This is a genomic window from Trinickia sp. Z7 (assembly GCF_056498045.1).
This window is the reverse complement of sequence record NZ_JAUEQW010000004.1, coordinates 1-25,171: the sequence shown is the minus strand read 5'-3', so window position 1 is coordinate 25,171 and position 25,171 is coordinate 1. Positions and strand designations below refer to the sequence as shown.

The following is a 25,171-nucleotide window of genomic DNA, read 5'->3' as shown; positions in this document are numbered from 1 at the left end:
GTTGCTCAGGCGTTAGCTGGGACTGAGACGCCCGACCTCACCCGTCGCTTGCCTCATTGCGAGGCGGCTTGTGCGGGTGCGGGTTGCGCGTTGGCCGGTTGTGCGGCCGCGGGCGCTTCGGCGGCGGGCGCTGCGGGCGCCGTTAGGGGCTGTGCGGGTTGAAACGGCATGGCTGCCGGCGACGGCAAGCCGGTGGGCGAGTGCGGCGCATACAGCGACGCTGCCCCGAACGGCGCGGCCTGCGTGGCCCCGCCGGGCATCGGCTGCGCAGCGGCGGGCGCATTCACGGCCTGCGCGGAGTTGGCCGTAGCCGCAGCCGGGGACGTAGACGCAGGCACGGGTGCGGCGGGCGCCAACTGCGGCGTGGCAGCAACCACCGGCGGCGGCGAGCCGGGCAGAACCGTGCTCGTCACTGGGGCGACCGGCACGGGCGCCGTCTTGATCAGCGAGCCCACATAGTGGCCGACCGAATCGAAGAAGCGGTCGTAGAACGCATTCGATTGAATCGTTTCGCTCGATACTTTCACCATCGCGTCGCTGTTGGAGCGAATCGGCAGCGAAACCGAGCCGAGCAGGCTCAAGCCGACGCTGGCCGATGTATCGCTCTTTTTCAGGGCGTACCCGCTTTGGATCGCGTTGGCGTACATGATGCTGGTGCCGTCGGCGTCCTCGCCCGGCGTGCAGACCACGTGAAACTCGACCGTGATGTGCGAATCGCCGTTCGGCTGGAAGTCTTTGGTCGCGTCGATGCGATCGGTGCCGCTCAACGTCGTCAAATAGCCTTGGTTGAGCAGGGCCCGGCGCGCGGCTTCGCAGGCATCGGTGCTGCCGACATTGTAAGTACGCGAAAACGGGCTTGCGCCGGAATCGAAGAGTTCTTGCTGGAATTTCGGTTGCGGTGCGCTCGAGCACGCGGCGAAAACGGAGAGCGCCGCGAACGAAAGCGCCACGCGCGCTAGACGGTACGAACTGAACATGATGCGTCGAAAAGGCTGCACTCGGCGAGCGGTTGGTCCGGACGAGAAGCATTGTAGTGCCTTCGCCCGACGGAGCACGAAACACTCGCGGTTGGTAAGGCGACATCATATCGCGCCCGCATCGGCCGCATGCGCGCAAAAATAATGCGCGGGCGCGGTAGAATGCCTGCCCTTCAGGCAGCGCTGCGCTGGAGCGTCGCTGTGCGCCGCCGCGTCTGCCATGCCGTACCTTTCTTTTTACTTTCAGCGTGCAAAAGATCCTGCTGGTTCGCGTGTCGTCGCTCGGAGACGTCGTCCACAACATGCCGGCCGTCGCCGATATCTTGCGGGTCTATCCCGACGCACAAATCGATTGGCTCGTCGAAGAAAGCTTTGCCGGCCTCGTCACGCTCGTCACGGGCGTGCGCCGCGCGATTCCGTTCTCTTTGCGGCGCTGGCGCAAGCGCTTGCTCTCGCTGTCGACTTGGCGCGAGATTCGCGCTTTTCGGCGCGCGCTTGCGGCCGAGCAGTACGACCTCGTCATCGACTGTCAGGGGCTGATCAAAACGGCATGGGTGGCCAGTTGGGCCCGCGGGCCGCTCGTCGGGCTCGGCAATCGCACCGACGGCGCGGGCTACGAATGGCCGGTGCGCTTCTTCTACGACCGGCGCGTGCCGATCGTGCCGCGCACCCACGTGGTGGAGCGCACGCGGCAACTCGTCGCGCAGGCTATCGGTGCGACGGTGCCGCAATCGCCCGACGAACTCGACTTCGGGCTCGACACGTCGCGCGCGGCCCGCGCGTTGGCCGAGACGGGGCTGAACTTGCCGGTGCCTTATGTCGTGCTGGTCCATGCCACCTCGCGCGCGGACAAACAATGGCCCGAGGCGTCGTGGATCGAGCTGGGCCGCGCGCTGGTGGTGCGCGGCGCCTCGCTCGTGCTGCCTTGGGGCAGCGAGGCCGAGCGCGCGACGAGCGAGCGTTTGGCCAAGGAATTCGGCGCCGCAGCCATCGTGCCGCCGCGTTTGTCGCTGCCCGCCGTAGTGGGCTTGCTCGATGCGGCGGCGGCGACGGTCGGCGTCGATACGGGGCTCGTTCACATTGCGGCGGCACTCAAGCGGCCCACCGTCGAGTTGTACAATTTCGCGACCGCATGGCGCACGGGCGGCTATTGGTCCCCCCGTGTGGTCAACCTCGGCACCGCCGGCGATCCGCCGACGCTGCAGCAAGTCAAAACCGCACTGGCCGGGTTCGGCCTGCTGTAATCGATGGCGCAAAACCGGACCATGAAAGAATCGCAAATCGTCGAAGTCAATTGCTCGGACTGGGAAGGCTCGGACCTCTCGGTCACGCGCGACACACTGCGCATCGCGCTGGAAACAGGCAAGGTCCTCTATTTCCCCAATCTGCGCTTCGCGATCGAAGGCGGGGAGACGGCGCTGCTCGATCCGGCCCTCGCCGATCCGAAACGCAAGAACATCAGCCTGGACCCGAACGGCGGCGAGCTGCGCGGCGTAGTGGGCGACGCGGTGACGCAGTCAGCCGTGCGCGCACTCGTCGCGCGGTACCAAGCGCAGGCGCGCATGCTGGTCGATCGCTTGGTGCCCGAATACCGCGAGGCGCTGCGTCCCGCGCCGACTAGCCTGCGCCTGCAGCGCGTGGAAACGCGCCATACCTCGTGGCGCAAGGACGATAGCCGGCTGCACGTCGATGCGTTCCCCTCGCGGCCCAATCGCGGCGAGCGCATTTTGCGCGTGTTCGCCAACGTCAATCCGAATGGCGAGCCGCGCGTCTGGCGCGTGGGCGAGCCGTTCGAGCAGATGGCGAAGCGTTTTTTGCCGAAGATCAAGCCTCAAGCGCCGGGATCGGCTTGGCTGCTCAATGCGCTGCATATCACCAAATCCAAGCGCAGCGCCTACGATCACCTGATGCTCCATCTGCACGACGGCATGAAGGGAGACCTCGAATATCAGAAGGTCTGCCCGCAAGAGACGATGCCGTTCCCGCCCGGCAGTGCATGGATGTGCTTCTCCGATCAGACGTCGCATGCGGCTATGTCGGGGCAGTACATGCTCGAGCAGACGTTCTTTCTGCCCGTGCGCGCGATGGTGCAGCCCGAATGCGCGCCGCTCGGCATACTCGAGCGGCTGGAAGGCCGGGCACTGGTTTGATGCCGATGTCCAGCCGATGCAAGCACCCGAATGCCATGTCTGAGCAATCCGCTGCTTGTGCGTTGGTCGCGTACGCACGACGCGCCGCCGCGAACGAAGGACGGGCATGTTGAGGGCGGTCTATCGCGCGCTCTGGTGGCTCGTCGCGCCGCTCGCCGTATTGCGGCTTCTCATCCGCTCGCGTCACGAGCGCGGCTATCGCGAGCATATCGGCGAGCGCTTCGGTTATGCGCACGCCCGTGTGCTCGAAGACGATGCGCCGCTCATCTGGGTGCACGCGGTGTCAGTGGGAGAGACGCGCGCCGCCGAGCCGCTCATTACGGCGTTGATGAGGGCGCGACCCGATGCGCGCGTGCTTCTCACGCATATGACGCCGAGCGGAAGAGCGACGGGCGTGCAATTGTTCGGCGATCGCGTGCTGCGCTGCTATTTGCCCTACGACTTGCCGCACGCGGTGCGGCGTTTTCTGCGCACCTGGCGTCCGTCGCTAGGCATCGTGATGGAGACGGAAGTCTGGCCAACGCTGATCGACGAATGCCGCGCCGCGGATGTGCCGCTCGTTTTGACGAACGCGCGCATGTCGGCGCGCTCGTTCAAGCGCGCGGCGCGTTTCGGCGCCGCCGCGCGCGAGGTGTTCGGCGGTTTCTCGCGGGTGCTCGCGCAAAGTCCCTCCGATGCCGAGCGGCTCACGGCGCTCGGCGCGCGCAACGTCGCCGTGCTGGGCAACATGAAGTTCGACATGGCGACGCCGCCCGAACTCGTTGCGCGAGGCCGCGCCTGGCGTGAAGCGATCGGCGCGCGGCCCGTTTGGGTGGCCGCCAGTACCCGAGAGGGAGAAGAAGCGCTCGTGCTCGACGCGTTCGCGGCGCTCGCCACGCCTGAGGCATTGTTGATTCTGGTGCCGCGGCATCCGCAACGTTTCGACGAAGTCGCTGCGCTCGTGGAACGCCGTGGGCTGCACTGCGTCAGGCGCTCGGAATGGGGCGGGGCGGCGCTGGCGGCGGCTGCCGCGGCGCACGTTGCCGACGCACCGCTGCCGCGCGATGTGGCGGTGCTGCTCGGCGATTCGATGGGCGAGCTCGGCGCGTACTACGCGGCGTCGGATGTCGCTTTCATCGGCGGCAGCCTGTTGCCGCTCGGCGGGCAAAACCTCATCGAAGCGTGCGCGGTCGGCGTGCCGGTGCTGATCGGCCCGCACGTGTTCAACTTCACTCAGGCCACGCTCGATGCGGTCGCCGCGGGGGCGGCCGTTCAAGTGGCCGATCCGAGCGATTTGGCGCGCGTGCTGGGCGAACTGTTCGCCGACAAAGCACGGCGAGTGGCGATGGGGGCGGCCGCCTCGGCCTTCGCCGCGCGGCATCGCGGGGCGACGCAACGCACGCTCGACGTACTGCTGACGTTGCTGCCGCAAGAGGGCGTGGCTCAGGCGTGAGGCGGGCAGGTCTGCGGGCGTGAGTGCGCTGTCCGGTGAGCGAGTTAGCCCGTCTTCGGCTAAGGCGATTCGTTAAGGCGACCCGCAAAGGCGACCCGCTACGGCAGCCGCCAAGGCAATCCGTTCACACGCCCAACAACCCCTTCCGCTCGATCAACGCAATCACCTCGTCGAGCCCGCTTTGCGTTTTCAGATTGCACATGACGAACGGCCGCTCGCCGCGCATCGCTTTCGCATCGGCGGCCATGATGTCGAGATTGGCCCCCACGTGCGGCGCTAGATCGATCTTATTGATGACCAGCAGATCCGACTTGGTGATGCCAGGGCCGCCTTTGCGAGGAATTTTCTCCCCGCCGGCGACATCGATGACATAGATCGTCAAATCGGACAGTTCGGGGCTGAAGGTTGCCGCAAGATTGTCGCCGCCCGATTCGATGAAGACGATGTCCGCATCGGGGAATCGCGCCAGCATCCGGTCGACGGCTTCGAGGTTGATCGAGGCGTCTTCCCGAATCGCCGTATGCGGGCAGCCGCCCGTCTCGACGCCCATGATCCGCTCGGGCGCGAGCGCGCCGGCCACCGTCAGCAGCCGCTGATCTTCCTTCGTGTAGATGTCGTTCGTGATCGCGACGAGGTCGTAGCGCTCGCGCATGGCTTTGCAGAGCATTTCGAGCAGCGTCGTCTTGCCCGAGCCTACCGGGCCGCCCACGCCGACGCGCAGCGGCGGCAGTTTCTTGGTTCTCATTGCGAGTCGTCTCTTTCGATGTCGATGGAGGGGAATTACGAACGGAAGAGCCGCGAATATTGCGTCTCATGCCGCGCCGAAAAAACGCCGAGCATCGGTGAAAACGTATTGATGCGATCAGGCGGTGTGCACAAGGCATGTGCGACGGCGCGATCGATCACCGCGCGCGCCGCCACCAAAATGCGTTGCCCGGCCAACTGACCGAGCGGCACGGCCTTGATGGCGGCAGCAACTTGGTTCTCGGCCCAAGCGAACGCATAAGCGGCCAGTGCCGCTTCGGCTGCGATTTCGTGCGCCACCGTGGCAAACGCGAAAGCGGTGGGCTGCGATAGCGGCGCGAGCGCGGCGAGCGTGGCGCGAGACGCCTCGCCGCCCCACGCGAGCGACAGCGCCAGCTGCTTGAGCGACCATCCCATCTGCTCGGTTTCGCGTCGAAGTTCGGCCGACTCGCGGCTCGCGATGAATTGCCGGTCCGCAGCGGCGATAGCGGCGGCGTCGTGCCGATGCCAGCGTTCCATCTGATGAGCGATGAACGGCAACTCGGCGCGCGCAAGCACATGCATCAATCCGTCTTCGATCCATGCGCAGGCCGAGTCGGCACCGCTGATCCATTGCGCTTCGACGGCCGCTTCCAAGCCTTGCGAATAACTGAACGCGCCGATCGGCAGCGCCGGGGATGCGAGATGGAGTAGGGCAGTGAGTTCGGTAACCCGCATGGCGCGTCAGCGAGGCTTGTGCGAATGCGGTTCGTTGTGCCCGCAACAATCCGCATCGCCATGCGGGTGATCATGATCATGAGCGTGCGTGTGATCATGCTCATGGCCGTGCTCGTGCTCGTGCTCGTGCTCGTGCTCTTGCTCTTGCTCGTGCTCGTGAGAATGACCGTGTCCATGAGCGTGGTCATGCGCGTGACCATGACGCTGCGCGAACACCTGCTGCGCGAGCGCGTAATCCTCCGCGAACGTCGCATCGTGACCATGCCGGTGTCCGCCGCCGTATGCGCCGGCCTCGGGGTGAAACGGCAACGTCGCGCGCTCCACCTGAACCCCTAAACGCATCAGCATCGCTTCGAGCACGCTGTCCGCTTCGAGCTTCAAATAGCCCGCGCCGATTTCGACCGGGGTATGGCGATTGCCCAGATGATAGGCGGCGCGTGTGAGGGTCGTGGCATCGGCCGCGCGCACGACGAGCACCGCTTCGGCTTGGGCAACCACGCGCACGAGGGCGCCGTCGTCGGCGACCAGCACGTCGCCGTCGGCCAGCACCGTGCCGCGCGGCATGACGAGCGCCACTTCCTCGCCCGTATCGAGCGAGGCGGCGAGCCGGCTCTTGCACCGTGCCTCATAGGCGAGCGTCAAGGTGGGCGCGCGCGCGACCAGCGAGGCCGCGAGCTTGGCCGGCGGGGAAACCCGTTTGTCGATCGTTCGCATCGTAAATGGTCAGTACAGGGAAGTTTCGCGTCGTCGCGCGTCAAAACAAAAAATAGCGCTGCGCCATCGGCAACACGGTGGCGGGCTCGCAGGTCAGCGTTTCGCCGTCGGCCACGACCTCGTACGTCTCGGGGTCGACGCTGATCGCCGGCTGCCATGCGTTGTGCACCATATCGGCCTTCGATACGGCGCGGCATCCGCGCACGGGCACGACGCGTTTTTGCAGGCCATAGCGCTCGGCAATGCCGTTATCGGCCGCCATTTGCGAAACGAACGTCAGCGAGGTTCGCGCGAGCGCGGCGCCGCGCGTGGCGAACATCTCGCGGTAATGTACGGGCTGCGGCGTCGGGATCGAGGCGTTGGGGTCGCCCATCTGCGCGAGCGCGATCATCCCGCCCTTCAAAATCATCGTGGGCTTGATGCCGAAGAACGCAGGCTCCCAGAACACGAGGTCGGCCCACTTGCCCGCTTCGATCGAACCGACTTCATGGGCGATGCCGTGCGTGATGGCCGGGTTGATCGTGTACTTCGCGACGTAGCGCTTGGCGCGGAAATTGTCGTTGCGCGACCCGTCTTGCGGCAGCGGCCCGCGTTGGGTCTTCATTTTGTGGGCCGTCTGCCACGTGCGGATGATGACTTCGCCCACGCGGCCCATCGCTTGGGAATCGGAGGAGAGCATCGAAAGGGCGCCGAGATCGTGCAGGATGTCCTCGGCCGCGATCGTCTCGCGGCGAATGCGCGATTCGGCGAAAGCAAGATCCTCCGCGATAGAAGGGTCCAAGTGATGGCAGACCATCAGCATGTCGAGATGTTCGTCGAGCGTGTTGATGGTGTAGGGGCGCGTCGGATTCGTCGACGATGGCAATACGTTCGCTTCGCCGCAAACCTTGATGATGTCGGGGGCGTGGCCGCCGCCCGCGCCTTCGGTGTGATACGTGTGAATCGTGCGCCCTTTGAACGCGGCCACGGTGGCTTCGACGAAGCCCGCTTCGTTCAACGTATCGGTGTGGATCGCCACCTGCGTGTCGGTGGCGTCGGCCACGCTCAAGCAGTTGTCGATCGCAGCCGGCGTCGAGCCCCAGTCCTCGTGCAGCTTCAAGCCGATCGCACCGGCCGCGATTTGTTCGACGAGCGGATCGGGCAGGCTCGTGTTGCCTTTGCCGAGAAAGCCCAGGTTCATCGGCCAGCCGTCGGCCGCCTGCAGCATGCGTTCGAGGTGCCACGGGCCGGGCGTGCAGGTGGTCGCATTCGTGCCGGTGGCCGGGCCGGTGCCGCCGCCGAGCATGGTCGTCACGCCCGAGGCCAGCGCTTCCTCGATCTGCTGCGGGCAAATGAAGTGGATGTGCGTGTCGACGCCGCCCGCCGTCACGATCAGCCCTTCGCCGGCGATGATCTCCGTCGCCGCGCCGATCGCAATGGTCACGCCCGGTTGGATGTCGGGGTTGCCGGCCTTGCCGATCGCGGCGATGCGCCCGTTCTTGATCGCGATGTCGGCCTTGACGATGCCCCAATGATCGAGAATCACGGCGTTGGTCACGACGGTATCGGCCACGTCGCTCGCGACGCGTTGCGATTGGCCCATGCCGTCGCGAATCACCTTGCCGCCGCCGAATTTCACTTCTTCGCCGTAGACGGTGAGGTCGCGTTCGATTTCGATCAGAAGCTCGGTGTCGGCGAGCCGAATACGGTCGCCCGTCGTGGGCCCGAACATTTCCGCGTAGGCGCGGCGGCCGATCCGTAATGTCATGACGATTCGTAGTCCGAAGTAATTGCGCCGAAAGGCGATCAGCGGGCCCGCTTAGAGCGGACCCATGACCTTGCCGTTGAAGCCGTACACCGCGCGCGCTCCCGCCAGTGCGACGAGTTCGACCGTGCGCGACTGCCCCGGCTCGAAGCGCACGGCCGTGCCCGCGGCGATGTTCAAGCGAAAGCCGCGCGCCTGCTCTCGATCGAACGAGAGCGCCGCGTTGGCCTCGTAGAAGTGGTAATGCGAGCCGACCTGCACGGGGCGATCGCCCGTATTGGCGACGGTGACGGTGCGCGTGTCGCGGCCCGCATTCAGTTCGATTTCGCCGTCTTCGGTCAGGATTTCACCGGGAATCATAGGCGCCTCAACGACATGCTCAAGGAATCGGATGGTGGACGGTGACGAGCTTCGTACCGTCGGGGAACGTCGCTTCGATCTGGATCTCGGCAATCATTTCGGGCACGCCCTCCATGACGTCGTCGCGCGAGAGCAGCGTCGTGCCGTAGTGCATGACTTCGGCCACGGTCTTGCCGTCGCGCGCCGCTTCCATCAGCGCCGCGGAAATGAACGCGACCGCTTCCGGGTAGTTCAATTTCAAACCGCGTGCGCGGCGGCGTTCGGCAAGCAGCGCCGCCGTGAATATGAGCAGCTTGTCTTTTTCTCTGGGCGTCAGTTTCATGGCGCGCGGCGCTCGATAACGTAATGTCGTTGAAAGATGGGGCAGCCCTGCGCGCGATCGGCCAGGACGCGATCATCGTAGCACCGCGTCGCCGTGCGGCAAATGGCAGGGCTATGTTTAGGCAGGCACAGCGATGCGGTGCGCCGTTGTCCATCGTGTAAATGCATCGAACCGACGGGCGCGGGTGCGCTACGGCATCGACAGCGCTCGCTCAAGTACGCCAAAGCCGCAGCGGCCTCGCGGCGACGCCGTGAACCACCGGACGCAGTGCGAGCCAGCATTGCGTCAAGGTGTGCTGTAGCGCTTCCATCGAATGGGCGAGCGCGCGCACGATCAGCACGCCGTCGGTGATGCAGGACACCCCGGCGCGTTGCGCATCGTCGAACGGAAGCTGCTGTGCGAGCGTTTCGGCAAGCGTTTCGTTGCACGCGGGGCCCACGGCCCATAGCGTGCCGTATACGGGAAAGCCTGCGAGTCCTTGGCGTGCGGTACGCAGCGGATCGTCGGCCGTCAATTCGGCGCGCTCGAACCATAGCGGGTCGCCCGAAGGGCCGAGGATGCGCGCCGTGCTCGACAAGGCCCCGGTAGCCCAACGCTCGCCCGCGGCGATGCGGCCAAGCTGCGTCGCGTCCCAGCCAAGCGCCGTCGCCCCTTCGGTAAGCGTCAAGGTAAAGTCGAGCGCGATCTGCGCGGCGTCGAACACGATGTTGTTTTGCGGCAGCCAATCGAGCTTCGCGTGCGCGCCGAGCGTGATGTCGATGCGCTGGCGCGCGAGGCGGCCGTTGGCCTTGTACCACTTCGTCGCGCCGGGGGTGGTCAATGCCGCATGAGCGCCCGCGCCCAGCGAAACGTCGATCGATAGTGCATCGCCGCCCGCAACGCCGCCGGGCGGATGAACGATGACGGCGTGACAGATCGCTTCGCCCTCGGGGTAGAGCGGTTTTTGCACGCGCAGCGGGCCTGAATGCAGACGATGCGCGAGCGTCGTGCGCGCGGCGCGGTGTTCGAAGCCGAGTGCAAGGTGCGCCTGCCAGCCGTTGCGATCGTGCGCGGGAGGGGCGCTGCCGAGCGCGGCCGTCGACGGCATCGAGGCCTGATGAAGTACCGGAGCAGACATGAGATGCGTTGGGCGTCGGACAGGCGCGCGGATGAATGGGGTCGAGCATAGCACCGGCGCCGGTTAGACGGCGATCATCTCGCGCACGCCGCGCGCGTCCATCTCCGAGCCCGCGCCGCTCGCCACGATTTCGCCGCGGCGCATGACCCAGTATTGATCGGCGAGCGCTTTGGCGAAGTCGTAATACTGCTCGACTAGCAGCACGGTCATCCCCGTTTCGTCGACGAGCTTGCGCAGCGTTCGCCCGATCTCCTGAATGACCGACGGTTGAATACCCTCGGTAGGTTCGTCCAGAATCAAAAGCCGCGGCTCGCTCATGAGCGCGCGACCGATCGCGAGCTGTTGCTGTTGTCCGCCCGATAGGTCGCCGCCGCGCCGCTTGCGCATATGCTCGAGCACGGGAAAGAGGCTGTAGATCCGCTCGGGAACGCGTGAGACGCCGCGCTTGCTCGCCGCACCGACCAGCAGGTTTTCCTCCACGCTCAAGCGCGCGAAGATCTCGCGGCCCTGCGGCACGTAGGCGATGCCGCGCGCCACCCGCGCGGGCGGGGCGAGCGCATCGAGCGACTCGCCGCCCCAGGCGATCGTGCCGCTCTTGACGCGCACGAGGCCCATGAGGCAGCGCATCAAGGTCGTCTTGCCCACGCCGTTGCGGCCGAGCAGGACGGTGAGCGAGCCCTGCGGAACGTGCATCGTGACGTCGCGCAAAATGTGGCTGCCGCCGTAGAACTGATTGAGTCCGGTCACATCGAGCATTGAAGCTGTCCTCGTTGATGCGGTCGTGTGGGGAGCGGCATCGAAGGCCGTCAACGGCCGAGATACGATTCGATGACGGTCTCGTCGCGCTTGACTTCGTCCAGCGTGCCCTGCGCGAGCACGCGGCCTTCGGCCATCACCGTGACGCGCGATCTTGCGCCTGCTAGCGCGGCGACGAATTCCATGTCGTGCTCGACGACGATCATCGAGCAAGTGCCGCGCAAACGATCGAGCAAGGCGGCCAGCGCCATCGTTTCGTCGTCGGTCATCCCGGCTGCCGGTTCGTCCAGGAGCAGCAGGGCTGGCTGTTGCATCAGCAGCATCCCGATCTCGAGGCGTTGCTTTTGCCCGTGCGAGAGCACGCCTGCCGGCTTGCGCGCCTCGCGCTCGAGGCCGATCATTGCGAGCGTTTCTTCGATGCGGTACTGCGCGGCGGCGGTCAACTTCGCCCGCAGCGAAGCGTGCCAACGCTTGTCGGTTTTCATCGCGAGCTCGAGGTTCTCCCATACAGGGTGTTGCTCGAACACGGTGGGTTTCTGAAACTTGCGGCCGATGCCGGCGCGGGCGATCGTCGGCTCGTCCATGCGCGTGAGATCGAGTGTCTGGCCGAGAAACGCGCGGCCGCTATCGGGGCGGGTGCGGCCCGTGATGACGTCCATCATCGTCGTCTTCCCCGCGCCGTTGGGTCCGATCACGCAGCGCAGCTCGCCCGCGTCGAGCGTCAACGATAGTCCGTTCAGCGCGCGAAAGCCGTCGAAGCTGACCGTCACGTCGTCGAGATAGAGGATCGTGCCGTGCGTGATATCGATGGTCCCGCGTTCGAGCACATGGGCCATCGGCGCGTCGCCGGCCGGCGGTGCATCGTTCATCGACAATTCGTGAGACGTGCCGCTCATTGCCGCTCTCCCTTGCCGAGTGCCGCCAGCGCCAAACCGACCAGGCCGCGCGGCAGCGCGAGCGGCACCGCGACGAACAGCGCACCGAGGAAGAACAGCCAATATTCGGGCAGGTACGCCGTGAAGAGGCTGCGCGCCGCATTGACCACGACCGCGCCCGCAATCGGCCCGACGAGTGTGCCGCGTCCTCCTACGGCGACCCAGATCGCCATTTCGATCGAATTGGCCGGTGACATCTCGCTCGGATTGATGATCCCCACCTGCGGCACGTACAACGCACCTGCTATCGCGCACAGCATTGCCGAGATCGTCCACACGAACAGCTTGTACGCGAGCGGGCTATAGCCTAGAAACATGAGGCGGGTTTCGCTATCGCGCATGGCGGTGACGATGCGCCCCAGCTTGGAGGTGACGATCGCTCGCGCACCGAGGAAGGCAAGTACGAGCGTCGCGAACGTCAGCAGAAACAAGGTGACGCGCGTGGCGGGTTGCGCGATCGAAAAGCCCGCGATGCGCTTGAAATCGGTGAAGCCGTTGTTGCCGCCAAAGCCCGTTTCGTTGCGATAGAACAGCAGCATGGCGGCGTACGTGAGCGCTTGGGTGATGATCGAGAGATAGACGCCTTGCACGCCCGAACGAAATGCGAAGAAGCCGAACGTCCACGCCAGCAGCGCCGGTACGAGCAGGACCAACGATAGCGCGTACCAGAGATGTTCCGTGCCGCGCCAAAACCACGGCAGCGCGTGCCAATTCAGAAACACCATGAAGTCGGGCAGTTCGCTGCCGTACACGCCGTCGTGTCCGATCGCGCGCATCAGATACATGCCGATGGCGTAGCCGCCCAGGGCGAAGAACAAGCCGTGGCCCAAACTCAAAATGCCGCAGTATCCCCACACCAGATCGAGCGCGAGCGCGGCAATCGCATAGCACATGAACTTGCCGCCGATCGTCAATGCATAGGCCGATAGATGAAACGCGCTCGATTCGGGCAACACGAGCGCGGCAAGCGGCGCGCCGCAGCCCACCGCGAGCACGAGGGCCACGAGCGCGATCCATGCGCGGCGCGAGAGCAAGGCGCGACGCTCGGGCAGCGCGAGCGTCGGTCCTGTGGCTCTCGGTTGAGCCGGCGCCAACGGCGCCAACGGCGCGTGCGGCGCATGCACCTCCTGCGCCGCCGTGGAAGGGGGGAGCGTTTGCATCGTGGGCCTCATGCGCTGCGTCCCTTCAAGGCGAACAACCCTTGCGGACGCTTTTGAATGAATAGGACGATCAACACGAGTACGGCGATTTTCGCGAGCACCGCGCCCCAGAACGGCTCGATCGCTTTCATCAGAATGCCGAGGCCGAAGCTGCCGAGCACCGTGCCCGCGAGTTGCCCGACGCCGCCGAGCACGACGGCCATGAACGAATCGACGATATAGCTTTGGCCTAGATCGGGGCCGACGTTGCCGATTTGCGAAAGCGCGCAGCCGCCCAGGCCCGCGATGCCCGCGCCGAATGCGAACGCATAGGAATCGATGAAAGCGGTCTTGACGCCGACGCAGGCGGCCATCGAGCGGTTTTGCGTGACGGCGCGCACGAACAACCCCAGCCGCGTGCGCGTGAGCACGCCCCACGCGATGGCCACGACCGCCAAGGAAAACGCCAGGATGACGATGCGGTTGTACGGCAAGATCAAGTTCTGCATGACCGTGATGCCGCCGGTCATCCATGCGGGGTTCGCGACTTGGACGTTTTGCGCGCCGAAGAGCGTGCGGGTGGCTTGCATCAGCACGAGGCTCGCGCCGAACGTCGTCAGCAGCGTCTCGAGCGGCCGGCCGTAGAGGCGTTTGAGCACGAGCCGCTCGAGCACGACGCCCACACCGGCCGCGGCGAGGAACGAGGCGGGCACGGCGGCGAGCGGATACCAATCGAAGGCGCCCGGCGCGTAGTGTCGAAACGCGTTCTGCACGAGGTAGGTGGCATAGGCGCCGATCATCAGAAATTCGCCGTGCGCCATGTTGATCACGCCGATCACGCCATAGGTGATGGCGAGCCCGAGCGCCGCGAGCAATAGCACGCTGCCGAGCGAAATTCCGGCGAACAGCGTGCCCGCGATCCGGCTGTTGCGTTCGATGGCGTCGAGCGCGTCGATGCCGCGCTGTGCGGCGGCGCGCACGCGCGCATCGGGCTCGACGAAACTGCCGTCCGCGCGCGTGGCCACGAGCGGTCGCAGCAGCGGGTAGAAATCGAGGTCGTGGCGTGCTGCCACGAGCTCCACCGCTTCGAGGCGCTTGGCCGGATCGGGATCGGTGAGCGCGGTCGTCGCCCATAGCGCATCGAGCCGCCGCTTGAGCGCGGGGTCCGTTTCTTTGGCGCGGGCGGCTTCGACGAATGGCTTCATCGACGCATTGGGGTTGGCGAGCAGCGCATCGATGGCGGCGCGCCGAATCGCCGGGTCGGGGGAGGCGAGGCGCAGGCCCGCCAGCGCACGCGCGACTTTGCCGCGCAGCAGATTGTTGAGCATGACGGGCTGCGCGTCGCCGATCTCGGCCGGCTTGCCGGAGACGGCGTCGCGCGCATGAGTGTCGTCGCCGGCGGCTTGTATCAGCACTTGGCCGGTGCTCGTCGCCAACACCCGATCATCGGCAAGCCCATCGAGTAGCGTGAGCGCGGCGGGATCGTGCGCGGCCGTCAGAGAATCGATAGCGGTCGCTTTGGCGTTGAAATCGTCGCCCGCCAGCGGGGCGACGTCGGCGGACGTGAGCGCGAACGCCGTGGGCGCGAGCAGCGAGCAAATCAGCGAGCAAGACAGCGCTGCGACGACGAAGCCGCGGCGAGGGGATCGGTTCATGAGTCAAGGCCAAGAGCAACGACGCGATAGCACCGATGCGCGGCAGCGAGCCCGAGGTGAACTGGTACGGGCAAGCCGCGCGCAATGGCGCGTGAGAATGCCGCGCTCAATGCGCGGCTCGAACGGGCGTTGCCTTGGTCTACGCGACTTGCCGGCGACGCAGGAACTCGCGAATCGAACTGACGACGTCGGGCTTGCCTTGATTGCCTGCGATGAACGGGCTCCAAGGCTGAGCACGGATCGCAGTCTTCGTTTGCCAGACGACGTTGAATTGCCCATCCGCCCGGATCTCGCCGATCATGACCGGCTTGTGCAAGTGATGATTGCCGTCCATCGACAGCGTGAAGCCCGACGGCGCGGCGACCGTTTGCCCGATCATGGCGGCGCGCACTTTGTCCACGTCGGTGCTCTTGGCCTTTTCGACCGCTTGCTTCCACATATGGATGCCGACGAACGTCGCTTCCATCGGATCGTTCGTCACGCGCTTCGTGCCGCCGGGCAGGTTTTGCGCAGCGACCCATTCGGCCCATTGCTTCTTGAACTTCGCATTCGACGGGCCTTTGACCGACATGAAGTAATTCCACGCCGCGAGATGGCCGACGAGCGGTTTCGTGTCGATGCCGCGCAGCTCTTCTTCGCCCACCGAGAACGCGACGACGGGCACATCGGTGGCTTTGAGCCCTTGGTTGCCGAGTTCCTTGTAGAAGGGCACGTTCGAATCGCCGTTGATGGTCGAGACCACGGTGGTCTTGCCGCCCTGGGCGAACGCCTTGATGTTGGCGACGATCGTTTGATAATCGCTGTGGCCGAACGGCGTGTAGACCTCTTGGATGTCGGCGTCCTTGACGCCCTTCGCATGCAGGAAGGCGCGCAAGATTTTATTGGTGGTGCGCGGATAGACGTAGTCGGTGCCGAGCAAGAAGAAGCGCTTGGCGCCGCCGCCCTCGGGGCTCATCAGATATTCGACGGCGGGAATGGCCTGTTGATTCGGCGCGGCGCCCGTGTAGAACACGTTGCGCGACATTTCTTCGCCTTCGTATTGCACCGGGTAATAGAGCAAGCCGTTCAATTCTTCGAAGACGGGCAAGACCGATTTGCGCGACACCGAAGTCCAGCAGCCGAATACGCAAGCCACTTTGTCTTGCGTCAGCAGTTGCCGCGCTTTCTCCGCGAACAGCGGCCAATTCGATGCCGGATCGACCACCACGGGTTGAATCTGACGGCCCATGACGCCGCCGTTCTTGTTGATGTCGGCGATCGTCATGAGCGCCGTGTCTTTGAGCGACGTTTCCGAGATCGCCATCGTCCCCGACAGCGAATGCAAGATGCCCACCTTGATCGGACCGCTCGACGATTGCGCGCGAACCAACGGGCTTTGTCCCGCGAGCGCGAGCGCGCCGGAGAGCGAACCGAGCTTCAACAAGCTACGACGTTTCATGTGCTTCCCCTTGCCGGTGCTGAACTTGCGTTTATTGGAGTGAGCCGCGCAGCGCGTGCTGATGGCATCGATGCGATGCACAGGACATGCGCGCGGGCCGCCGAGCGTTGCAAGGGGTATGCCAAGGGATGCGTCGCTAGGCCGCGTCAGGCTGCGCGCGGTTCACGCGCGTGGTGCGCGGACCGGCTGCACCGTGGCGAGGGGCGAGCTTGGTGCGTGGTGCGCCGCCAATGAGCGGGGCGAGCCATTTTGGTGAACCGCGGGCAGCGGTGGGCGCCGAACCGGGTTTGGTCGACTCTTCGATGATGCCTATGCCGCGGCTGGGTGCAACGCGGTAGTGGAGCGCGCTAGTTCAGCACGTTGGTTCAGTCATCAGTACAGCGGCACCTTCGGGTCGACTTGACGTGACCACGCATCGATGCCGCCTTGCAGATTGAACACGTGCTTGAAGCCGCGCCCTTCGAGGAACATGGCGACGTTCGCGCTGCGCGCGCCGTGATGGCAGATGCAAACGATCAGCGCTTCGTCGTCGAGTTCTTCGCTGCGCGCGGGGATGTCCCGCATCGGAATGTCGACGCAGCCGGCGATATGCGCCGTCGCGATTTCCCATGGCTCACGTACGTCGAGCAGCACCGGGGCGGGGCGCGACGTATCGGCCAGCCATTGTGCGAGGTCGGGCGCGGTCAGGTTTTGCATGGCGAAGAGTCGTTGGAAAAGATCGAGCGAGGCGGGGCGGCGCGACCCTGCGGCCGCGCCGATTGGGGCAGCTTAGAACTTGAAGCGCGGCGGTTGCACGGCGTTCACGAGAGGTTCGACATAGGTTTCGAACACGTCGGCTACGCGGAACTGTTTTTCGTCGATGCGCGTGATGATCTGGGCTTTCATGACGGGCGCGGTACCGACGAAGGCGGCCAGGCGGCCGCCGACCTTCAACTGTTCGAGCATTTCCTGCGGCAGCACCGGCAGGCCGCCCGACACGCAGATGACATCGTAGGGCGCGGCGGCGGGCCAGCCGCGCGCGCCGTCGCCTAGCGCGACTTCGGCATTCGTCACGCCGTTTCCGGCCAGGTTGCGCTTGGCGAGTTCGGCCAGCTCCGGCTTGATGTCCACGGTCAGCACGTGACGGGCGCGGTGAGCCAGCAGGGCGGCCATGAAGCCCGACCCCGCGCCGATTTCGAGCACGGTCTCATGCCTCTTGACGGCCAGTTCCTGCAGCACGCGGGCCTCGACGCGCGGGAAGAGCATGTGCTCGCCCGCGGGCAAGGGCACTTCCAGATCGGCGAAGGCGATGTCGCGATAGGCGGCGGGAACGAAGTTTTCGCGCTTGACGACCGACAGCAGATTCAGCACGTCCTGGTCCAGCACGTCCCAGGGGCGAATTTGTTGTTCGATCATGTTGAAACGGGCTTGCTCGATGTTCATGGCGACTTGACGGACTTGGACGTAGCGGTTCGTGCGGGATGAAATAGGCGAGAGAAACTTTTAAATTGTACCAAACCGCGTAGGTCGGGCGTTCGCGCGCGCATTTGGTCGCTCGCGCAAGCCCATCGGACGCTCGTGCAGTGTGTCGCGGTGCTGCGGCGTGTGGCGTCGAGTACTGGACGCTGTGGGCTAGCGCTTGCTGCGTTTGATCTGCGCCTCGAACGCGACGTCGAGCTTGCTCACGCGCTTGGGTTTGGCCGGCGAGACGGCGTCGACGAAGGCGACGAACGCATCGAGCGGAAGCGGCTCCGAGAGCGGCGACTCGGCCCCGCTCGCCCGGTCGACCAAGCGGAAGAGGCCGCCGGAAAGGCCGATTGCGGCGTAGTGGGGATTGCCGGTGCGCTGCTTGAGCCTTTCTACTGCGGAAATGGCGCGCGTACTGCGCATGCTGGATACCTCAAAGTTGTCGTCGAGCGTACAGAACGTAGGTGAACGCGTACTTTACCAAGTCGCACGTCGCGAAGTGAGGCTGGGCCAGGCTTCGATGGTATGCAACGGCCGAAGCGGGTACGCTAGCGCTTTGTTCGGCCTACGTTGCGCTTCCGTTTGCGTTCCGATGAGGGCCGAATGATACCGATCCCCGAGCCACGGCACCCATGAATTGTCGCCCCGGTTGCGGCGCATGCTGCATCGCCCCCTCGATCTCGAGCCCCATTCCCGGCATGCCGCAAGGCAAGCCTGCGGGGGTTCGGTGCGTCCAGCTTGGCGACGACGAGCGGTGCCTGATCTTCGGGCGAGCCGATAGACCCGCTGTATGCGGCTCACTGGGAGCGAGCGAAGAGATGTGCGGCGCGACCCGCGAGCATGCGCTGCTCTGGCTCGAACGAATGGAATTGGACACGGTTCCCGAGCGCGAGTGAGCGCGTATCGTAGGGTGTACAGGGCCGAGCCGCGCAATGTTTCCGCTGGCGCGATGCACGCTTCGATGCACGCCATCGACGGCTAGCGACTGCGGCGGGCCATAATGTCGTTTTCTTGCCGGACGGACCGGGTTTTTTCATGGCGCACAACCACCACGACGACGATCACGCGCACCCTCATCGGGGACACGCGCATTCGCACGAACATGACCACGGTCACGACCATGCCGGGCATAGCCACGGCCACGGGCACGCGGGTCACAATCACTTGCATGGTGTGATGGATCAGCGGCGCATCGGCTGGGCGTTCCTCATCACAGCCGCTTTCATGCTGGTCGAGGTGGTGGGCGGCTTGATGTCGGGATCCCTCGCACTGCTCGCCGATGCGGGACATATGGTGAGCGACGCCACCGCGCTGGGATTCAGTTGGGCGGCCATGCACTACGGCCGCCGCCCGGCAACGGCGCAGCTCTCGTACGGATACAAGCGGCTCGAGATCTTGGCCGCATTCGTCAACGGCTGTGCGCTGTTCGTCATTGCGGGGTGGATCATCGTCGAGGCGATCCAGCGGTTCTTCGCACCGGTGCAGGTCGCCGGCGGCATGATGCTGGTCGTCGCCGTCATGGGGCTCGTCTCCAATATCGCCGCGTTTCTAGTGCTGCACGGCGGCAATCGACAAAACCTGAACCTGCGCGGCGCGTGGCTGCATGTCCTTGGCGACATGCTGAGTTCGGTAGCTGCCATCGCTGCCGCGGGCGTGATTTTGCTAACCGGTTGGACGCCGATCGACCCATTGTTGTCGGTGTTCGTCGCGGTCGTGGTGCTTCGCAGTGCCTGGGGAATCGTCAAGGCCTCCGCGCATATTTTGCTCGAAGGCACGCCCGAGGGCCTGAGCTTGGCCGAGATCAAGGCCGACTTGGAAGCGAACCTGGCCGAAGTGCAAGACGCCCACCACATTCACGCGTGGTCCATCACGGGCGAGCAGCACTTGCTGACGTTGCATGTCCATCCGACGGAAGGCGCGATCGCTCGCGACGTCGTGACGGCAGTTCAGCGCAGGCTCGCCGAGCGCTTCGACATCGCTCACGTCACCGTGCAAATCGAAGAGGATTTCTGCGTCGACACGCACGGTCACGACCAAACCCGGGCGGGCGCCAGGAACTGCCACTAACGACCACTAACGGCCGGCGCGGGCGAAACCGTTCCGCGGGCCGATCCGCTCGGGCCGCTCGCTACGCGGCGCGCACCGGCGGCCGGCTGCGGCGCGACAGCAGAAGCCCGATGGTGCAGAGGCAAAACGCTGCGCTCGCATAGAAGGTGGCGGCTGCGCCCATGCGATCCCAAAGCGCGCCGGCGAGCATGCTCGACACGAGCGTGACGAGGCCGGTCAGCAAATTGAACATGCCGAACGCCGTGCCGCGCAATTGCGCGGGCGCGGTATCGGCGACCATGGTGGCCAACAGCCCCTGCGTCATGCCCATGTGCAGGCCCCACAGTGCGACGCCCGCGAAGATGACGCTCCAATGACTGCCGTGTGCCAAGACGACATCGGCGGCGACGAGCACGGCCAGGCCTGCGATCAAGAGCCGCGTATGACTGACTTTGTCGGCAAGTTTCCCGAAGGGGAATGCGGATAGCGCGTAGGCGACGTTCATCGCCACCATGACGAGCGGCACCAGCGCGAGATGCATGCCGCTTCCCATGGCGCGCAGCACGAGGAACGCCTCGCTAAAGCGCGCCAGGGAGAAGACGGCGCCCACGAGGGTCACCCACCAGTAGTCCCTGCCGAGCTTGGCGAGGCTTTCCCGGCGGATGGGATTGATGCGTTTGGCGCCGCGCGCGTGCGCGGGTTCTTCGACAGCCAGCGTCAGCAACGCGACGCAGAGTGCGGCGGGAATCACCGCGAGCCAGAACGCCCGCCGAAAGTTGTCCGCCCACAGGAGCATCGCGAGGGCGGCCAAGAGCGGGCCGAGAAACGCGCCTACCGTATCGAGCGCCTGGCGCAACCCGAAGGCTGCGCCGCGCAGGCTCGGGGGCGTTACGTCGGCCACCAGTGCGTCGCGCGGCGCACCGCGAATGCCTTTGCCGACGCGGTCCATGAGACGCGCGGCGACCACGACGCCGATACCGGGCGCCAACGCGAACAGCGGCTTGCTCAGCGCACCGAGGCCGTATCCGGCGACGGCTAGCCATTTGCGGTTGGCGAGGTAGTCGCTGAGCGCGCCTGAAAACACTTTGACGATGGGCGAAGTCGCTTCGGCGACGCCTTCGATCACGCCGATCGTCGCCGCGCTGGCGCCTAGGCCTGCCATCAGGAACATCGGCAACAAACTGTGGATCAACTCCGACGAGACGTCCATCAGGAGGCTGACGCAGCCGAGCACCCAAACGGTGCGTGGAATTTGTCGAAGAATGCTCAGTTCGGATTTGTTTTGCATCGGGGGCGATGGGGCTAGTGGCTCGTTCTCGCGCTCGACATGTCGCGACGGCATAAAATGGCAAGCTGATTTCGATACTAGCAGTCCAGTTGGAGGTTCATGCATGCCGTACGCAGTTTCGCCCCGTCGGCGCCGGTTGTTGGGTTTGGCTTGCGCGGCCGTCGCTGGCGCTAGCCTGGGCGTGTCGCTCGCGGCATGCGCGACCCCGACATTTCCATTCATTCCAGACCACTACACGTTCTCGCGCGAGCAGGTGCAGACGGCCGTTGGGCGCAAGTTTCCCTACCGGCGCACGGTGTCGCAATTGTTCGACGTGGCGTTGACGAACCCTGTCGTCGGCTTCGAGCCGGATCGGAACCGTGTGACGGTGCATGTCGACGCCCACGTGGAAAGCCCGTTTCTGCAGCAACCGGTCGATGGCGCTTTCTTGTTGTCGAGCCGGCTCGAGTACGACGACGCGAGTCATGCCGTCGTCTTGCGTTCGCCCGATGTCGAGCGTGTCGATGTGGGCGGCGAGGCGCGAGCATACCGCCAGCAGATCGAGGCGGCCGGCGCCCTGGCCGCCGCGCAGTGGCTCGACGGCTACGCGCTCTACACGTTCAAGCCCGAGCAATTGCAGTTTGCCGGCGTGAACTTCGAACCCGGTACAATCACAATCCTTACAAACGGCATACGCGTGCAAATCGTCGAAAAATGACGTGTGCGCGGCCGCGAGGGGCTGCGCACGTCACCGCCGCCCTCTCGCGTTTCCAAAGAGGGCACCGATGGACTTGGTATTGATCGGCAAGGCGTTGATCCTCGGCATCGTCGAAGGGCTGACCGAATTTCTTCCCGTTTCGAGCACGGGGCACTTGATCGTGGCCGGCAGCTTGCTCAACTTCGGCGGCGATGGCGCGAAGACTTTCCACGTCGTCATTCAATTCGGCGCCATCCTCGCGGTCTGCTGGGAGTACCGGCGGCGCATCGGCCGCGTGGCCGCGGGCGTGTGGACCGATGCGACGCAGCGGCGCTTTGCGCTGAACGTCGTCATTGCCACGATTCCGGCGGTCGCGCTTGGGCTGACGTTCGAAGCGGTCATCAAGGACGCGTTGTTCGCGCCGGTCCCGGTCGCCTTCGCGCTCGTGACGGGGGGCATCGTGATCCTCTGGGCGCAAGCGCGCGAGCGCCGTCGCAACGGCGCGCCCGCGCGCGTGCAAGCGCTCGAGGAATTGGCGCCGCTCGATGCGCTCAAGGTGGGGGTCGCACAATGTTGCGCGTTGATTCCGGGCGTCTCGCGCTCCGGCTCGACGATCATCGGGGCCATGCTGCTCGGCGTCGACCGGCGCGTGGCGACGGAGTTTTCGTTTTTCCTGGCGATTCCCGTGATCGGCGGCGCAACGCTTTACGAACTGGCCAAGCATCGCGGCGCCGCGTTCGTCGATATGGCCGAGGTGTTGACGATCGGTACGGTGGCGGCGTTCGTCAGCGCCTTCATCTGCGTGCGTTGGTTGTTGCGGTACTTGGCCACGCACGACTTCACCGCGTTCGCTTGGTACCGCATCGCGTTCGGGATGATCGTGCTGGTGATCGGCTATGGCGACGCGCTCAATTGGGGCGCATAGCATTGCACGACCGGGCCCGCTTACGCTGCGGGTTCCGCATAGTCTTGCAGATGCGGAACGCGAAGCGCAGGGCGTAGTTACTGCGCGCGCCGCTTGAAGACGAGATCCCAAACGCCGTGGCCGAGCCGCAGCCCGCGTCGCTCGAACTTCGTCACGGGCCGGTACTCGGGCCTGGGCGCGTAGCCTTCGGCCGTGTTCTCGAGCGAGGGCTCTGCCGAAAGCACTTCGAGCATTTGCTCGGCGTAGTTCTGCCAGTCGGTCGCGCAATGCAGATAGGCGCCCGGTTTCAGGCGCGATGCCAAGAGCGCGACAAACGCGGGTTGAATGAGGCGGCGCTTGTGGTGTCGAGCCTTGTGCCAAGGGTCCGGGAAGAAAACGTGCACGCCGTCGAGCGTGCCGGGCTCGATCATATGTTCGAGCACTTCCACCGCGTCGTGCTGAATGATCCGAATGTTCGTCAGTTGCTGCTCGCCGATCAGCTTGAGCAGCGCGCCCACGCCGGGCTCGTGCACTTCGACGCCGATGAAATCGTCGTTGGGGCGCGCGGCCGCGATTTCCGCCGTGGACGCACCCATGCCGAACCCGATCTCGAGCACGCGCGGCGCGTGGCGGCCGAACTGGGCGTCCCAGTCGGCGGGGCTGGGCGCGTAGGGTACGAGAAAGCGCGGGCCTAGTTCGTCGAGTGCGCGGCGCTGGCCTGTCGATACGCGGCCGGCGCGCGTCACAAAGCTGCGAATGCGGCGCCGAAAGGCGGGGGTGCCTTCGGCGCTGGATTGGCTCGATTCCTCGGTGCCGGGGGCTTCGGGCGGCAAGCCCGTTTCGTTCGGATCGTGACTCATGGTGCTCTAACAGTCGAAAACATCGGCAGCCGCCACGTGAAAAAAGCCGCCAGTGCGGGCGGCTTGCGTGTCGGGCGCGGGCCGGCGCATGGCCGGCGTGGCGTGGGCGAGATTGTAGACGAGTGCGCGGCGGCCGTGAGATTTCAGCGAGGGAGGGCCTGTTCGGCGTTGCTGGATGACGTGGAATGGAGGGCGCCCGAGCGTTGTTCAGGCGGATACGATCACGTGGATGCGAGTGGGAAATTCGAGGTCGAACTCGCGTGTACGTCCGACGCGGACGTTGAGCAGGAGCTGCTCGACTTCCTGCAGCAATTGCTGATTGCGCGCCGGGGTGTTCTGCGATGTTTCACGCGTGTCGGCGGCGAGGACTCGCCGCGTATCGACTAGGAGCGCGATGGCGCTCGTGCGTGACATGAAATACCGTTCCATCTTTGTCGAAGGCGCAAGAAGAGGACAGCGGGGGCAATGGGGAGAGCCGGACTTCTATCGACAGCGGCACGCGCCGGAAATTCCATGATCCATGATACGAAGGCGCTCGATGTTTCGCGGCGCGCGCGACTGCCCCATCGGAGACCAAACGGCGCCGCGAACGCTCGTATGCGGGGCGGCATGTGGCATAGATGGGCGCTGCCTCGGGTTTTTCAAGCGGGGCGAGCTGTGACGGTGTGACTCAGGGGCAGGTGTTCGCCGAGATGGACTGCGTCATTTGCTTGGTGCGGTCGGTCTGGCACATCGCTTCTGCGGCCGAGAGCATCGAGCCGCTTCCCCACTGCCGCTGCGCCGACTGTTTGCAGGTTTGATCGCGGTGTTTTTGCCAGGCGGCGAGCTTTTGGGCGAGCGCGGCAGCACATTTGGGTGATGCGGTGCGCTTTTCGTCGATGAGCTGCTGAAGCCTGCGTTCGGCGATGAGCTGGTCGCGCCAGGCGCAGAACCGCATGCTGGTGGGATTGGCGTCGCAACTGGCGAGGAGGGAGGCGACCTCTTGGGGAGCCAGGCCGCTGCGTTTCGCCAATATTTCGGTGAGTGTTGGGCCGGATGCCGCGCGCACGGCCGCCGACGCCGATACCAAGGCGAGCAGCAACACCATGCGTTTCGCTAGTCTTTCCGCCGACATGGGGGACTCACGTCATCAGAGGCAGCTTATCGACTCCGGATGAAGCGCTTGGGGGGAATGCTGGAGCGGGCGATGGGAATCGAACCCACGTCTCTAGCTTGGGAAGCTAGGGTAATAGCCATTATACGACGCCCGCAGAACGGGCAATTTTACAGGGGTTCCGGTGCGGATGGCAAGCGCAAGAGTTTGGCCGGTGGTAGCGAAACTGGTATGGCTCGCTGGTGGGGGCGGTGGCTTCGCTAGGCTTAATGGCGAACCACCGATTAAGGGGGCGTAGAAGCCGCCGCTCCCGTGGTCCGAGCCGTCTTTGTTACGCGTGTGAGGGAGTCGCAGCTTGTTTGCGCGGGCGGCCACCCTTGCGTCCGTTTTCGCGTGAGGCTGCGGCCTTGGCAGGCGACTTGATTGCGCCCATCCCGCGCGCAAGTTCGCGCATCCATCCCTTGGTGCCAAAAATGCCTTGCAGCAGGCCCGGGCCCCACAGACCGAGATCAAGGCGCGGCCAGTACAGCGAGTCGGCCCTGAACAATTCATTTTGCTCGGCAAATGAGTTCACGCTGCCGACGGCGTAGCGGTTTCGAAGCCAAGCAAAGCGACGAGAATCAGGGCGTAAAAAAGCCGCAGCTTGCGCAGGATCATC

General features: G+C 65.1%; 27 protein-coding genes, 1 tRNA gene and 1 pseudogene. 7 read left to right on the top strand and 22 right to left on the bottom strand.

What is annotated here, in order from left to right:
• Window positions 1–53: 53 nt before the first annotated feature.
• Window positions 54–977: a DUF2242 domain-containing protein gene (locus QQS38_RS08950; RefSeq protein ID WP_479645025.1), complete on the bottom strand. Its 924-nt coding sequence runs from the start codon at window positions 975–977 to the stop codon at window positions 54–56.
• Between the two features lie 302 nt (window positions 978–1,279).
• Between QQS38_RS08950 and waaC the strand changes: the two genes are divergently transcribed.
• The 3 genes from waaC (at window position 1,280) to waaA (ending at window position 4,559) form a co-directional block, all read left to right on the top strand.
• Window positions 1,280–2,221 carry a lipopolysaccharide heptosyltransferase I gene (gene waaC, locus QQS38_RS08945; RefSeq protein WP_479645362.1) on the top strand — a complete coding sequence of 314 codons (942 nt, stop codon included), beginning with the start codon at window positions 1,280–1,282 and terminating at the stop codon, window positions 2,219–2,221.
• Window positions 2,222–2,242: 21 nt separating this feature from the next.
• A complete protein-coding gene (locus tag QQS38_RS08940; protein WP_479645024.1) occupies window positions 2,243–3,127 on the top strand; it encodes a Kdo hydroxylase family protein in 885 nt (294 codons plus the stop codon).
• Between the two features lie 106 nt (window positions 3,128–3,233).
• The gene (waaA, locus tag QQS38_RS08935) at window positions 3,234–4,559 is read left to right on the top strand and encodes a lipid IV(A) 3-deoxy-D-manno-octulosonic acid transferase (protein ID WP_479645023.1); all 1,326 of its coding nucleotides are present in this window, start codon (window positions 3,234–3,236) and stop codon (window positions 4,557–4,559) included.
• A gap of 124 nt (window positions 4,560–4,683) precedes the next feature.
• Here waaA and ureG read toward each other — a convergent pair whose 3' ends face one another.
• From ureG to QQS38_RS08860, 15 genes are all read right to left on the bottom strand, one after another.
• On the bottom strand, window positions 4,684–5,304 hold the full coding sequence (gene ureG, locus QQS38_RS08930) for an urease accessory protein UreG (protein WP_479645022.1): 621 nt from the start codon (window positions 5,302–5,304) through the stop codon (window positions 4,684–4,686).
• Between the two features lie 35 nt (window positions 5,305–5,339).
• Complete coding sequence (locus tag QQS38_RS08925) at window positions 5,340–6,020, bottom strand: urease accessory protein UreF (protein ID WP_479645021.1); 681 nt, start codon at window positions 6,018–6,020, stop codon at window positions 5,340–5,342.
• Between the two features lie 6 nt (window positions 6,021–6,026).
• Window positions 6,027–6,734, bottom strand: a complete 708-nt coding sequence (gene ureE, locus QQS38_RS08920) for an urease accessory protein UreE (RefSeq protein WP_479645020.1) — start codon at window positions 6,732–6,734, stop codon at window positions 6,027–6,029.
• Window positions 6,735–6,774: 40 nt separating this feature from the next.
• Window positions 6,775–8,481 carry an urease subunit alpha gene (gene ureC / locus QQS38_RS08915; RefSeq protein ID WP_479645019.1) on the bottom strand — a complete coding sequence of 569 codons (1,707 nt, stop codon included), beginning with the start codon at window positions 8,479–8,481 and terminating at the stop codon, window positions 6,775–6,777.
• Between the two features lie 51 nt (window positions 8,482–8,532).
• On the bottom strand, window positions 8,533–8,838 hold the full coding sequence (locus tag QQS38_RS08910) for an urease subunit beta (RefSeq protein WP_479645018.1): 306 nt from the start codon (window positions 8,836–8,838) through the stop codon (window positions 8,533–8,535).
• A 19-nt stretch (window positions 8,839–8,857) separates the two neighbouring features.
• On the bottom strand, window positions 8,858–9,160 hold the full coding sequence (gene ureA / locus QQS38_RS08905; protein ID WP_277430127.1) for an urease subunit gamma: 303 nt from the start codon (window positions 9,158–9,160) through the stop codon (window positions 8,858–8,860).
• A 211-nt stretch (window positions 9,161–9,371) separates the two neighbouring features.
• Complete coding sequence (locus QQS38_RS08900; RefSeq protein ID WP_479645361.1) at window positions 9,372–10,247, bottom strand: urease accessory protein UreD; 876 nt, start codon at window positions 10,245–10,247, stop codon at window positions 9,372–9,374.
• A gap of 93 nt (window positions 10,248–10,340) precedes the next feature.
• Window positions 10,341–11,033, bottom strand: coding sequence for an urea ABC transporter ATP-binding subunit UrtE (urtE, locus tag QQS38_RS08895; RefSeq protein WP_479645017.1), 693 nt, complete (start codon window positions 11,031–11,033; stop codon window positions 10,341–10,343).
• A gap of 50 nt (window positions 11,034–11,083) precedes the next feature.
• On the bottom strand, window positions 11,084–11,902 hold the full coding sequence (gene urtD, locus QQS38_RS08890) for an urea ABC transporter ATP-binding protein UrtD (protein ID WP_479645360.1): 819 nt from the start codon (window positions 11,900–11,902) through the stop codon (window positions 11,084–11,086).
• A gap of 23 nt (window positions 11,903–11,925) precedes the next feature.
• Window positions 11,926–13,128 carry an urea ABC transporter permease subunit UrtC gene (gene urtC / locus QQS38_RS08885; RefSeq protein ID WP_479645016.1) on the bottom strand — a complete coding sequence of 401 codons (1,203 nt, stop codon included), beginning with the start codon at window positions 13,126–13,128 and terminating at the stop codon, window positions 11,926–11,928.
• 8 nt (window positions 13,129–13,136) lie between these two features.
• Window positions 13,137–14,762, bottom strand: coding sequence for an urea ABC transporter permease subunit UrtB (gene urtB, locus QQS38_RS08880; protein ID WP_479645015.1), 1,626 nt, complete (start codon window positions 14,760–14,762; stop codon window positions 13,137–13,139).
• Between the two features lie 139 nt (window positions 14,763–14,901).
• Window positions 14,902–16,200, bottom strand: coding sequence for an urea ABC transporter substrate-binding protein (gene urtA / locus QQS38_RS08875; RefSeq protein ID WP_479645014.1), 1,299 nt, complete (start codon window positions 16,198–16,200; stop codon window positions 14,902–14,904).
• A gap of 372 nt (window positions 16,201–16,572) precedes the next feature.
• Window positions 16,573–16,896 carry a rhodanese-like domain-containing protein gene (locus QQS38_RS08870; protein WP_479645013.1) on the bottom strand — a complete coding sequence of 108 codons (324 nt, stop codon included), beginning with the start codon at window positions 16,894–16,896 and terminating at the stop codon, window positions 16,573–16,575.
• Between the two features lie 72 nt (window positions 16,897–16,968).
• A complete protein-coding gene (locus QQS38_RS08865; protein ID WP_479645012.1) occupies window positions 16,969–17,622 on the bottom strand; it encodes a protein-L-isoaspartate O-methyltransferase family protein in 654 nt (217 codons plus the stop codon).
• Window positions 17,623–17,811: 189 nt separating this feature from the next.
• Window positions 17,812–18,069, bottom strand: coding sequence for a hypothetical protein (locus tag QQS38_RS08860; protein WP_479645011.1), 258 nt, complete (start codon window positions 18,067–18,069; stop codon window positions 17,812–17,814).
• A gap of 209 nt (window positions 18,070–18,278) precedes the next feature.
• Here QQS38_RS08860 and QQS38_RS08855 point away from each other — a divergent pair, with 209 nt between their 5' ends.
• The gene (locus QQS38_RS08855) at window positions 18,279–18,542 is read left to right on the top strand and encodes a YkgJ family cysteine cluster protein (protein WP_479645010.1); all 264 of its coding nucleotides are present in this window, start codon (window positions 18,279–18,281) and stop codon (window positions 18,540–18,542) included.
• Window positions 18,543–18,681: 139 nt separating this feature from the next.
• Window positions 18,682–19,713 (top strand): cation diffusion facilitator family transporter, encoded by a 1,032-nt coding sequence (locus QQS38_RS08850; protein WP_479645009.1) that lies wholly within the window; start codon window positions 18,682–18,684, stop codon window positions 19,711–19,713.
• Window positions 19,714–19,774: 61 nt separating this feature from the next.
• Here QQS38_RS08850 and QQS38_RS08845 read toward each other — a convergent pair whose 3' ends face one another.
• Window positions 19,775–20,980 (bottom strand): MFS transporter, encoded by a 1,206-nt coding sequence (locus QQS38_RS08845; RefSeq protein ID WP_479645008.1) that lies wholly within the window; start codon window positions 20,978–20,980, stop codon window positions 19,775–19,777.
• A 103-nt stretch (window positions 20,981–21,083) separates the two neighbouring features.
• Here QQS38_RS08845 and QQS38_RS08840 point away from each other — a divergent pair, with 103 nt between their 5' ends.
• Both QQS38_RS08840 and QQS38_RS08835 read left to right on the top strand, forming a co-directional pair.
• The gene (locus QQS38_RS08840) at window positions 21,084–21,677 is read left to right on the top strand and encodes a DUF1439 domain-containing protein (RefSeq protein WP_479645007.1); all 594 of its coding nucleotides are present in this window, start codon (window positions 21,084–21,086) and stop codon (window positions 21,675–21,677) included.
• Between the two features lie 67 nt (window positions 21,678–21,744).
• The gene (locus QQS38_RS08835) at window positions 21,745–22,581 is read left to right on the top strand and encodes an undecaprenyl-diphosphate phosphatase (RefSeq protein WP_479645006.1); all 837 of its coding nucleotides are present in this window, start codon (window positions 21,745–21,747) and stop codon (window positions 22,579–22,581) included.
• 77 nt (window positions 22,582–22,658) lie between these two features.
• Here QQS38_RS08835 and trmB read toward each other — a convergent pair whose 3' ends face one another.
• The 5 genes and pseudogenes from trmB to QQS38_RS08810 all read right to left on the bottom strand — a co-directional run.
• Window positions 22,659–23,420: a tRNA (guanosine(46)-N7)-methyltransferase TrmB gene (trmB, locus tag QQS38_RS08830; RefSeq protein ID WP_479645005.1), complete on the bottom strand. Its 762-nt coding sequence runs from the start codon at window positions 23,418–23,420 to the stop codon at window positions 22,659–22,661.
• 207 nt (window positions 23,421–23,627) lie between these two features.
• Entirely contained in the window at window positions 23,628–23,834 is a 207-nt protein-coding gene (locus QQS38_RS08825) for a hypothetical protein (RefSeq protein WP_479645004.1), read from the bottom strand.
• 256 nt (window positions 23,835–24,090) lie between these two features.
• Window positions 24,091–24,507 (bottom strand): lysozyme inhibitor LprI family protein, encoded by a 417-nt coding sequence (locus QQS38_RS08820; protein WP_479645003.1) that lies wholly within the window; start codon window positions 24,505–24,507, stop codon window positions 24,091–24,093.
• Between the two features lie 88 nt (window positions 24,508–24,595).
• Window positions 24,596–24,670 (bottom strand) — tRNA-Gly (locus QQS38_RS08815).
• 174 nt (window positions 24,671–24,844) lie between these two features.
• Window positions 24,845–25,171: pseudogene (locus QQS38_RS08810) on the bottom strand (hypothetical protein); the annotation flags it as partial.

Bases quoted from the DNA above. Each gene is read 5' to 3' on its own strand.
- QQS38_RS08950 (WP_479645025.1), bottom strand. From the start codon at position 977: ATGTTCAGTTCGTACCGTCTAGCGCGCGTGGCGCTTTCGTTCGCGGCG.
- waaC (WP_479645362.1), top strand. From the start codon at position 1,280: ATGCCGGCCGTCGCCGATATCTTGCGGGTCTATCCCGACGCACAAATC.
- QQS38_RS08940 (WP_479645024.1), top strand. From the start codon at position 2,243: ATGAAAGAATCGCAAATCGTCGAAGTCAATTGCTCGGACTGGGAAGGC.
- waaA (WP_479645023.1), top strand. From the start codon at position 3,234: ATGTTGAGGGCGGTCTATCGCGCGCTCTGGTGGCTCGTCGCGCCGCTC.
- ureG (WP_479645022.1), bottom strand. From the start codon at position 5,304: ATGAGAACCAAGAAACTGCCGCCGCTGCGCGTCGGCGTGGGCGGCCCG.
- QQS38_RS08925 (WP_479645021.1), bottom strand. From the start codon at position 6,020: ATGCGGGTTACCGAACTCACTGCCCTACTCCATCTCGCATCCCCGGCG.
- ureE (WP_479645020.1), bottom strand. From the start codon at position 6,734: ATGCGAACGATCGACAAACGGGTTTCCCCGCCGGCCAAGCTCGCGGCC.
- ureC (WP_479645019.1), bottom strand. From the start codon at position 8,481: ATGACATTACGGATCGGCCGCCGCGCCTACGCGGAAATGTTCGGGCCC.
- QQS38_RS08910 (WP_479645018.1), bottom strand. From the start codon at position 8,838: ATGATTCCCGGTGAAATCCTGACCGAAGACGGCGAAATCGAACTGAAT.
- ureA (WP_277430127.1), bottom strand. From the start codon at position 9,160: ATGAAACTGACGCCCAGAGAAAAAGACAAGCTGCTCATATTCACGGCG.
- QQS38_RS08900 (WP_479645361.1), bottom strand. From the start codon at position 10,247: ATGCCGTCGACGGCCGCGCTCGGCAGCGCCCCTCCCGCGCACGATCGC.
- urtE (WP_479645017.1), bottom strand. From the start codon at position 11,033: ATGCTCGATGTGACCGGACTCAATCAGTTCTACGGCGGCAGCCACATT.
- urtD (WP_479645360.1), bottom strand. From the start codon at position 11,902: ATGAACGATGCACCGCCGGCCGGCGACGCGCCGATGGCCCATGTGCTC.
- urtC (WP_479645016.1), bottom strand. From the start codon at position 13,128: ATGCAAACGCTCCCCCCTTCCACGGCGGCGCAGGAGGTGCATGCGCCG.
- urtB (WP_479645015.1), bottom strand. From the start codon at position 14,762: ATGAACCGATCCCCTCGCCGCGGCTTCGTCGTCGCAGCGCTGTCTTGC.
- urtA (WP_479645014.1), bottom strand. From the start codon at position 16,200: ATGAAACGTCGTAGCTTGTTGAAGCTCGGTTCGCTCTCCGGCGCGCTC.
- QQS38_RS08870 (WP_479645013.1), bottom strand. From the start codon at position 16,896: ATGCAAAACCTGACCGCGCCCGACCTCGCACAATGGCTGGCCGATACG.
- QQS38_RS08865 (WP_479645012.1), bottom strand. From the start codon at position 17,622: ATGAACATCGAGCAAGCCCGTTTCAACATGATCGAACAACAAATTCGC.
- QQS38_RS08860 (WP_479645011.1), bottom strand. From the start codon at position 18,069: ATGCGCAGTACGCGCGCCATTTCCGCAGTAGAAAGGCTCAAGCAGCGC.
- QQS38_RS08855 (WP_479645010.1), top strand. From the start codon at position 18,279: ATGAATTGTCGCCCCGGTTGCGGCGCATGCTGCATCGCCCCCTCGATC.
- QQS38_RS08850 (WP_479645009.1), top strand. From the start codon at position 18,682: ATGGCGCACAACCACCACGACGACGATCACGCGCACCCTCATCGGGGA.
- QQS38_RS08845 (WP_479645008.1), bottom strand. From the start codon at position 20,980: ATGCAAAACAAATCCGAACTGAGCATTCTTCGACAAATTCCACGCACC.
- QQS38_RS08840 (WP_479645007.1), top strand. From the start codon at position 21,084: ATGCCGTACGCAGTTTCGCCCCGTCGGCGCCGGTTGTTGGGTTTGGCT.
- QQS38_RS08835 (WP_479645006.1), top strand. From the start codon at position 21,745: ATGGACTTGGTATTGATCGGCAAGGCGTTGATCCTCGGCATCGTCGAA.
- trmB (WP_479645005.1), bottom strand. From the start codon at position 23,420: ATGAGTCACGATCCGAACGAAACGGGCTTGCCGCCCGAAGCCCCCGGC.
- QQS38_RS08825 (WP_479645004.1), bottom strand. From the start codon at position 23,834: ATGTCACGCACGAGCGCCATCGCGCTCCTAGTCGATACGCGGCGAGTC.
- QQS38_RS08820 (WP_479645003.1), bottom strand. From the start codon at position 24,507: ATGGTGTTGCTGCTCGCCTTGGTATCGGCGTCGGCGGCCGTGCGCGCG.